The organism is Ruegeria sp. BK1, from assembly GCF_056535645.1.
The window spans coordinates 2,088,696-2,097,500 of sequence record NZ_JBQFIS010000001.1 but is presented as its reverse complement, the minus strand read 5'-3'; the positions used below and the strand labels follow the sequence as shown (position 1 = coordinate 2,097,500).

At 56.6% G+C, this 8,805-nt stretch carries 5 protein-coding genes, 1 tRNA gene and 2 rRNA genes (1 of these 8 cut by a window edge); 3 read left to right on the top strand and 5 right to left on the bottom strand.

What is annotated here, in order from left to right; all coding sequences use genetic code 11:
- From ACR3E7_RS10505 to ACR3E7_RS10495, 3 genes are all read left to right on the top strand, one after another.
- Window positions 1-2,462 (top strand): 23S ribosomal RNA (locus tag ACR3E7_RS10505); it begins 363 nt to the left of the window's first position.
- Window positions 2,463-2,651: 189 nt separating this feature from the next.
- Window positions 2,652-2,766: ribosomal RNA gene (gene rrf, locus ACR3E7_RS10500) — 5S ribosomal RNA — on the top strand.
- A 51-nt stretch (window positions 2,767-2,817) separates the two neighbouring features.
- Window positions 2,818-2,894, top strand: a tRNA-Met gene (locus ACR3E7_RS10495).
- Between the two features lie 157 nt (window positions 2,895-3,051).
- Here ACR3E7_RS10495 and ACR3E7_RS10490 read toward each other — a convergent pair.
- From ACR3E7_RS10490 to ACR3E7_RS10470, 5 genes are all read right to left on the bottom strand, one after another.
- Window positions 3,052-4,587, bottom strand: coding sequence for a recombinase family protein (locus ACR3E7_RS10490; RefSeq protein WP_480506170.1), 1,536 nt, complete (start codon window positions 4,585-4,587; stop codon window positions 3,052-3,054).
- Complete coding sequence (locus ACR3E7_RS10485) at window positions 4,584-5,627, bottom strand: tyrosine-type recombinase/integrase (protein WP_480506168.1); 1,044 nt, start codon at window positions 5,625-5,627, stop codon at window positions 4,584-4,586. The genes ACR3E7_RS10490 and ACR3E7_RS10485 overlap by 4 nt, the downstream gene beginning before the upstream one ends.
- Window positions 5,627-7,324, bottom strand: coding sequence for a hypothetical protein (locus tag ACR3E7_RS10480; RefSeq protein WP_480506166.1), 1,698 nt, complete (start codon window positions 7,322-7,324; stop codon window positions 5,627-5,629). The genes ACR3E7_RS10485 and ACR3E7_RS10480 overlap by 1 nt, the downstream gene beginning before the upstream one ends.
- Window positions 7,317-7,697, bottom strand: coding sequence for a helix-turn-helix domain-containing protein (locus ACR3E7_RS10475; protein WP_480506164.1), 381 nt, complete (start codon window positions 7,695-7,697; stop codon window positions 7,317-7,319). Before ACR3E7_RS10475 ends, ACR3E7_RS10480 begins: the two co-directional genes overlap by 8 nt.
- 180 nt (window positions 7,698-7,877) lie before the next feature.
- Entirely contained in the window at window positions 7,878-8,711 is an 834-nt protein-coding gene (locus ACR3E7_RS10470) for a hypothetical protein (RefSeq protein WP_480506162.1), read from the bottom strand.
- Window positions 8,712-8,805: the final 94 nt, after the last annotated feature.

Sequence of the window (8,805 nt, the reverse complement as noted above, 5' to 3'; positions counted from 1 at the left end):
CGTATAGGAAGCTTTGATGGACGTATTAAGTAGGGCGGAACACGTGAAATTCTGTCTGAAGATCGGAGGACCACCTTCGAAGGCTAAGTACTCCTTGCTGACCGATAGTGAACCAGTACCGTGAGGGAAAGGTGAAAAGCACCCCGACGAGGGGAGTGAAACAGTACCTGAAACCGAACGCCTACAATCAGTCGGAGGATCCTCGAGATCTGACGGCGTACCTTTTGTATAATGGGTCATCGACTTGGTCTTACGAGCAAGCTTAAGCCGTTAGGTGTAGGCGTAGCGAAAGCGAGTCTTAATAGGGCGTATGAGTTCGTGGGATCAGACCCGAAACCGAGTGATCTAGGCATGGCCAGGTTGAAGGTAAGGTAACACTTACTGGAGGACCGAACCCACATCCGTTGAAAAGGATCGGGATGAGCTGTGCCTAGGGGTGAAAGGCCAATCAAACTCGGAGATAGCTGGTTCTCTGCGAAATCTATTTAGGTAGAGCGTCATCCGAATACCCCGGGGGGTAGAGCACTGGATGGGTAATGGGGCCCCACAGGCTTACTGATCCTAACCAAACTCCGAATACCCGGGAGTACTAGATGGCAGACACACTGCGGATGCTAACGTCCGTAGTGGAGAGGGAAACAACCCTGACCTACGACTAAGGCCCCCAATTCATGGCTAAGTGGGAAAGCAGGTGGGACGACCAAAACAACCAGGAGGTTGGCTTAGAAGCAGCCATCCTTTAAAGATAGCGTAACAGCTCACTGGTCTAAATAAGTTGTCCTGCGGCGAAGATGTAACGGGGCTCAAGCCATGAGCCGAAGTCTAGGGATGCGTAAGCATCGGTAGCAGAGCGTAGTGTGACATAGTCTCATTCCTCCTTCATGCCTTCGGGCAGATTGGAGGAGAGAGGCTTTCGATGAAGCGGGCGCGTGAGCGATCCCGTGGAGAGATCACTAGTGAGAATGATGACATGAGTAGCGACAAAGAGTGTGAGAGACACTCTCGCCGAAAGTCCAAGGGTTCCTGCTTAAAGCTAATCTGAGCAGGGTAAGCCGGCCCCTAAGCCGAGGCCGAAAGGCGTAGGCGATGGGAACTAGGTTAATATTCCTAGGCCAGGAGGATGTGACGGATCACAGGTGTAGTTCAATCTTATCGGATTGATTGGGCTGCTGAGTGGTTCCTGGAAATAGCCCTCCATCAGACCGTACCCTAAACCGACACAGGTGGACTGGTAGAGCATACCAAGGCGCTTGAGAGAACGATGTTGAAGGAACTCGGCAAAATACCTCCGTAAGTTCGCGAGAAGGAGGCCCGGTTCCTAGGCAACTAGGGGCTGGGGGCACAAACCAGGGGGTGGCGACTGTTTATTAAAAACACAGGGCTCTGCGAAGTCGCAAGACGACGTATAGGGTCTGACGCCTGCCCGGTGCCTGAAGGTTAAAAGGAGAGGTGAGAGCCTTGAATTGAAGCCCAGGTAAACGGCGGCCGTAACTATAACGGTCCTAAGGTAGCGAAATTCCTTGTCGGGTAAGTTCCGACCTGCACGAATGGCGTAACGACTTCCCCGCTGTCTCCAACATCGACTCAGCGAAATTGAATTGCCTGTCAAGATGCAGGCTTCCCGCGGTTAGACGGAAAGACCCCGTGCACCTTTACTACAGCTTCGCACTGGCATCAGGATTGTGATGTGCAGGATAGGTGGTAGGCTTTGAAGCAGGAACGCAAGTACCTGTGGAGCCTCCCTTGAGATACCACCCTTCGCACTCTTGATGTCTAACCGCGGTCCGTTATCCGGATCCGGGACCCTGCGTGGCGGGTAGTTTGACTGGGGCGGTCGCCTCCTAAAGCGTAACGGAGGCGCGCGAAGGTTGGCTCAGAGCGGTCGGAAATCGCTCGTTGAGTGCAATGGCAGAAGCCAGCCTGACTGCAAGACTGACAAGTCGAGCAGAGTCGAAAGACGGCCATAGTGATCCGGTGGTCCCGAGTGGAAGGGCCATCGCTCAACGGATAAAAGGTACGCCGGGGATAACAGGCTGATACTGCCCAAGAGTCCATATCGACGGCAGTGTTTGGCACCTCGATGTCGGCTCATCTCATCCTGGGGCTGGAGCAGGTCCCAAGGGTACGGCTGTTCGCCGTTTAAAGAGGTACGTGAGCTGGGTTTAGAACGTCGTGAGACAGTTCGGTCCCTATCTGCCGTGGGTGTAGGAGACTTGAGAGGAGTTGCCCCTAGTACGAGAGGACCGGGGTGAACGATCCACTGGTGGACCAGTTGTCGTGCCAACGGCAGTGCTGGGTAGCTATGATCGGACAGGATAACCGCTGAAGGCATCTAAGCGGGAAGCCCCCTCAAAACAAGGTCTCCTGAGGGCCGTGGAAGACCACCACGTCAATAGGCCGGAGATGTAAGCGCAGTAATGCGTTCAGTTGACCGGTACTAATCGCCCGATAGGCTTGATTTGATCCAGTAATGGAAAGACAAGACCAAAGCATACACCAATCTTGACAAAGGACAGCGTCGCAGCGCCAAGCCGCGATGTTGGTTGATTAAATAACCGTGCGGGAACGCGCCTTTTGTAAACAAAAGACGCTGCCTCCCGCATGGTCGCTTTCTTGCACAGCAAGAAAGTCGACCGAGGGCTTTTCCTCGGTTTGGTGGTCATAGCGCAAGTGAAACACCCGGTCCCATCCCGAACCCGGAAGTTAAGCACTGCCGCGCCAATGGTACTTGGGCTTAAGCCCCGGGAGAGTAGGTCACCGCCAAACCTAGAAAAAGCCCAATTCTCTCTAACACGATGAAAACAAATCTGACTCTGACGCGGGATGGAGCAGCCCGGTAGCTCGTCAGGCTCATAACCTGAAGGTCGCAGGTTCAAATCCTGCTCCCGCAACCAGCGTCAGAAATCCCCTACACAGCCCGGTCAGACTAAAATTGATCCCCCGGATCAAGTGCTTAACGTCGCCACCGCGTCAGGCTCAAAACCTCAAAGCAAGTGCGCCAAAGCATACTCCAGAAACCAACACGGTTAACAAAATGCCGAACATGCCGCCTCACGGCGACTTTAGTTCATTCTGGGCCAACCCAATCATCGCTGCCACGGCACCCTGGAGTTCGATCTGAACGCCGTCCCTCTCATGCAGGACCGTGACCCGTTCGATAAGGACCCGGATGATATCCAAAGCTCCTGTGAGGATCGACGGATCCGATAACGCATGTGCAAGACTAGCAACATTGGAGCGATAGAGCTCAGACAGCTTCGCATCAAGACCGGCGATCTGCGCTTCAAGCTCTTCGAGCCGCGTTTGAAGGCCGGGGGTGCGAATGCCCTCTGCGATTGCATCATAGAACCCATTCAGTTTGCGCGCCGCCTTGTCCCGCTCGGATTGCAGACGGGTCCGGGCTACCTCTGCTGTGCCTGCTTCTGCGTTGGCGGCTTCGCTGAAGGACTTTATAAAAGCGGCCACTGCGTCGGGCTGCATCAGACGTTGGCGAAGCAAATCCAAAACGGCGTCTTCCAGAACATGGCGGCGAATGGATTGCCTGTGCGTGCAGGTATCGAGTTTGCGAGCGGCAGAGCAGGCGAGATAGTCGCGCCCGACAGTGGTGAGTGGTCCTCCGCAGGAGCCGCAGAATGCAAGACCTGTCAGAAGGTGCTTCTTGCGACGCTTCTCCCAAAACCGGGTTTCCATGATGGCTTTGACGCGGGGATCAGCTTCGATCTCGCCTTGCCGCTGCTTGACCGCCTCCCAAAGTTCATCCCCGACGATCCGCAGCTCAGGGACCTCCGCGATGATCCATTTGGACGGATCGTTGAGACGGGAAACACGTCTGCCGGTCTCAGGGTCCTTGATGTAGCGCAGCCGGTTCCAGACCAGGCGGCCGATGTAGAGCTCATTGTTGAGAAGGCCTGTTCCACGAGTGCGGTGCCCCCGGATGGCCGTGTCACGCCATAATTTTCCTCGAGGGCCTGGGACACCCTCGGTGTTCAGGCGGCGCGCAATGGCTTTCGGGGAGTGCCCTTCGGTGAAGTCATGTAACACCCGCCGGACGATCTCAGCTTCTGCTGCGTTGATCACTCGTTCCCCCGTGACGGGTTGGCCGTCGGGCCCGAGACGCCGGACGACATCATAACCGTAGCTGTTACCACCGCCGGAACGGCCAAGCTCGACACGCCCGCGCAAACCACGCCGGGTTTTGTCGGCCAGGTCTTTGAGGAACAGTTGGTTCATGGTGCCTTTGAGACCTACGTGTAATTCGCTGATCTCGCCCTCAGCCAGCGTCACGATGCAAACACCTGCAAAGCTTAGCCGTTTGAAGATCGCGGCGATATCCGCCTGGTCTCGGCTCAACCGGTCCAGCGCTTCCGCCAAAATCAGATCAACTTGTCCTTCCTGTGTAGCATGAAACAGCGCTTGCAGACCGGGGCGCAACATGGAGGCGCCGGAGACCGCACGATCAGAATAGGCGTCAACAACAGTCCAACCTTCCCGCTCAGCACGTTCCCGGCACAGTCGCATTTGGTCGTCGATGGATGCGTCTCTCTGCATTTGGCTGGAGAAACGGGCATAGATTGCAACGCGGGTCATCGCCGGGCCTTTCTCTTCTGTTTGATCAAAGCCGCGTAGTCGCGGCCCGCTTCAATTGACTGTGCGTGGATGTAGTGGCGCTCGGCGGTTCCGAAGCTCGTATGCGCAAGAATTGGTCGAATTAGCTTGGCATGTTCCGGAGAAGAGCGGGCCAGGGTTGTCGCGGCAGCATCCCGAAAGAAATGCGGTGGAATACGGCGACCCGTCAGCTTCAGTGTCTGCTCCGCGATCCGAGGGCTCAGCGCGTCTTTCTTCAAAGGAGCACCAGACCGGCCAACCCACAGGACATTGTGATGCTGTTGGCCACGCTCCATAATAAAGGAACGGGCTTCGTTGATGTAACGGCGCAAGAGCGGTTCAACGCTCGGTGGAACATCAGCTTCCCAGGGATGCCCTGATTTGGTGAGATCCCCGGGGAGCGCGACGGTCATCGTGTCTGCTGCGACATACAGGGATATGCCAATCCGAAGGCCCGCGAAGGCGTGTCGCCGCATCGGCATCAGGGCCAACATCGCTATCATGGTGCCATCCCGCAGGCACATCATACTGCTTAGCGGTGTTGACGCAGCTTCTGCATGACCCGTCGCCAGAGACAGCCCTGCACGGAATAGAACTTCGCTGGACAACACACGCCCAAGTTTACGGTCCCGATCACCTCGACCCGCGGCGCGCTTCAATCCCGCTTTTAACTTCCGCTGAGCGGACCAGTCCTGCGTCGGGTCAGCCGCGGAGAGGATACGCAACACGCCATCAATGAACATCAATTGAGTCATCGGCCGGGTGTGTGAGAGGTCCCGAAGCCAAGCGGAAAGGCGCGGCAGGGTCCCGCGTCGAGCCGGAGGCAGTGTGATCGCCTCCGCGTCGCTGGTAATCAGCCATTGCAACCATCGGGCATAGCGCAACTCTAACGTCTTCAACGAGGTTGCGCGTAGATGAGCGAGGGCACCGCAATCGTCGAGTGGTCCACCTTCCGCCTGAAGGCTGAGCCACATATCCCGGTCTTGCGCGGGCCATTCGTCGCGCGGCAGAACAAGGCTCATCAGCGACGCCCTTTCTTGGCGTCTATCAGGTCAGCAAAGGCGCGGGTTGCCGAACGTGCCTCAAGACCGGAATACATGTTGATGGTGTGGCTGACCTCCGAATGTCCGAGCAACCGACGCGCAACCTCGTAGCCGCCGGGATTGGCGTCGAGCCAGTTCATCACCGCGAAATGCCGAAACAGGTGGGCGTTCATCTCCAACCCCGTTTCTTTCCGGATCCGTTTGGAGATGCGCCCAGACAGAACGCCGGGATCAACAGAGTGTTGACCATCCCTGCGGGGAAACAGCCAAGGCGTTCCAGCGGGGCAGAGTTCCGGACAACGAGATTTGAGATGGCTGTCGATCATGCGCAATACATCACGCGGAATCTCGAACTCGACAGGTCGTTCATTTTTGGTCTCACCGTCTTCCAGAACCAAGTAGGCTCGGCCATCACCAGGGCGGTGCAGGTGGCGTTCAATGTGGATGCCAGCCAGATTCTTCACACGGACGGGGCAGACCAGCAGGATGGCGATTGCGAGCGCATCTTCGCGCGCCAGAGCCCATCCGTACGGCTTGGAGGTGCCGCGTGGTCGCGCGAAAATCCGTTCGGGCAGGAGTAGCAGGCGCTGCTGATGACGGTCCTCTTGCAACATTCGAAGTCTGCTTCGGTTCTTTTGGGTCATGCCATTCTGGGGTTTGACCGCCAGACGCGCTGCAAGCCCAGCCAGTAATTCCCGGGTGTCTTCGGGTGCATTGAGTAACCGGGCCAGATTGCGGAGTAACGCGGCAATCTCGCTGATCATCTTTGTGGTCTGGTTGTTGGTGCGCGATAACATCTGGCGCAAACCCCGTTCAGCCATCGCCGGATTAATCAGGACGTCCAATCCGCCAATCTCCGCGATCGGGATACCAGAGTGAATGAGTTCGGAGGCGAACCGAACCAACTGCCTTTGGTATTGGGACAGGGTCGCGGGTCGTAGTGCTCTGTTCTGTCCGTCATCTGCCAGCGGGTCTGGATTGGACAGACGATGCATCAGCTTTGCAAGATCGGTTTGGAATGGCGCCGGAAAGTCAGTCACCGGAAAAGTGATGACCTTCCGACGCGATTCCAGAGGCAAAGTGACGTTGGGCCATTGTGAAATACGTCGGACCGCCAGGTTCCAGCCGTTGACAGCGGCACGATATGCAACCTCAGGAGATTTGCTGATCTCGTTATGCTCAAGCGCTACTCGATAGGCCTGAGCATGCTCTTTATACACATTGGCAGGTTTGACGCCTTGCCGGTTCAGATAATGCACGAAGCGGCAGAGCGCGGGTTGCAATGTCTTGTCACCGGACGCAAGTACATCCGCCCACAGCGCGTGCCAATCGGGAGACAGATCATAGATCCGGTTGAAGCGGCGTTCCACCAGCCCGAAATGCGCGAGCGCAGCCCGTGCATCACTGACCGCATTTTGCCAGCTCTTTAGTGTCAGACCAAGCGAAGCCGGTGCAACTTTAGTCAAACGGGGCTGCAACCAGCGACTGTCGCAGGGCACATCCTCTGGCGGCAGCCCAAGGGCTTTGGCCACGCGGCGCAGACCGGAGATCATGTCGCGACGGCGTCCTTCCGACAGAGAGCTGTCGGAGTGCAGTTGGTCGATGAGCTCGGCGAACATCGGTGTGTCGGCTTTGACGAAGGCCAATGTCAATGGAACGGGGCTCTGGCTAGTCATCGGGTTTGCGGTCCTTTGGACATGTCAGGTCTCGGGCGGACGGGTGTGGACAGGGGGTCCGATTCGGGAAAAGCGTAGCATAGAAAGTTAGAAACTTACGGGCAGGCCCTCTTCCCGAGAATGCCATAACCCATTGACATAAATTGACATTAATGTTCGCGATTACCTGCCAGCACTGTGCCTGCCGGTAGGCGGCATGAGCTGCCGGATCAATGCGGATGAGGCGTCCGCCAGGGCCGACCCGAATAACCTCAAGCAGGCCAGCCGCAATCGCACGGCGCACCGTCTTCTCCGAGCAATTGTCCAGTTCAGCGACGTCTTTCACCGTCAGAAGCTTGCGGGGTGGGCTCTTCTTCGCATTGATCTGTGGCATACTGATGCGCCTCCTTTTGGTCAGAGGCGTCCCGACCCAGTTCCCGTACTGCCTGGGCAGCCAGCAATCGGACCAACTGGTCAATCGCTGTCTCAACCTGCTTGCGCGCGTAGTCGTCAGAAGGGGGTGTGGCAGGAACGCGTGTCATGCCATGACCATGACAACGCGGGCTTGCTCATTCTAAGTGTATTGATTGCCCAATTCCGGCGGCGCCCAACGCTCTTGCTCTTCGCGCTCAAGCTTGTCGCGAAAACCGTCAATGTCCACGCGGATCGTCTCACCGCTCAGGATTTGCCCCGGCTCGGTGATCATCTTCACGACAGCCTGGATAAAGTTGACGAGCGGACCTTGCCGTTGTCCTCCGGGGCGACCGTCTGAGTATATCGTATAGGTTAGGGGGCGACCGGCATCTTTCCAGATGTAACAGCAGCTCTCGACGATGTACTGACGGCGTTTATCGCGCGAGAACCGCTTGTCCCGGGGCGACATCTCTGCAACTGCGCCGGGGGTCACAAGGATGTGCCGAATGTCATCTATGACATCTTGAGTAAGTGTCGTTGCGGTCTCAAGCTTGTCGAGGACTTGAGGAAGAAGGTCTGCATCTTCTGGCGTCGATACGAAATAAGTCGAAAGCGAGCCCAATGCGTTCCGGAGTTCTTGGGGAGCAATGGAACCCCGTTTGGCTTCCCGCAGGAATGTCTTGAGGTGCTTTTGACCTCGTACAATCGCTTGCGAGCGACGGACCTCAGTCAGGTTGATTGCGATGTCGTCGTCGTTATTGAGGCAGTTCCCAAGAAGCACAGAGAGTTCGCGTACGAGCTTAGTTGGCAGGCCAAACCGTTCAGCCAAGCTCCCGATCATGTCATCAGATAGAGCACCGCGTTCGCCATAACTGCCGAGCTTCCATGACATCGAGCACTTGATCCCATCCATGTGCGGATAGACGGAATAGTCAACTTCAGTATGTGCAACGTCTCGATTGTCCTTCAGACCGCTGTCCGCGTTAGCGCTCATGTTATTCTCCGTTTGGCACACTCTAGGGTCTGATCGCGCGTCCAAAAGCTTACGTGCAACAAGGCGGTACTGATTGCTCAGAAAGCGCTGATTG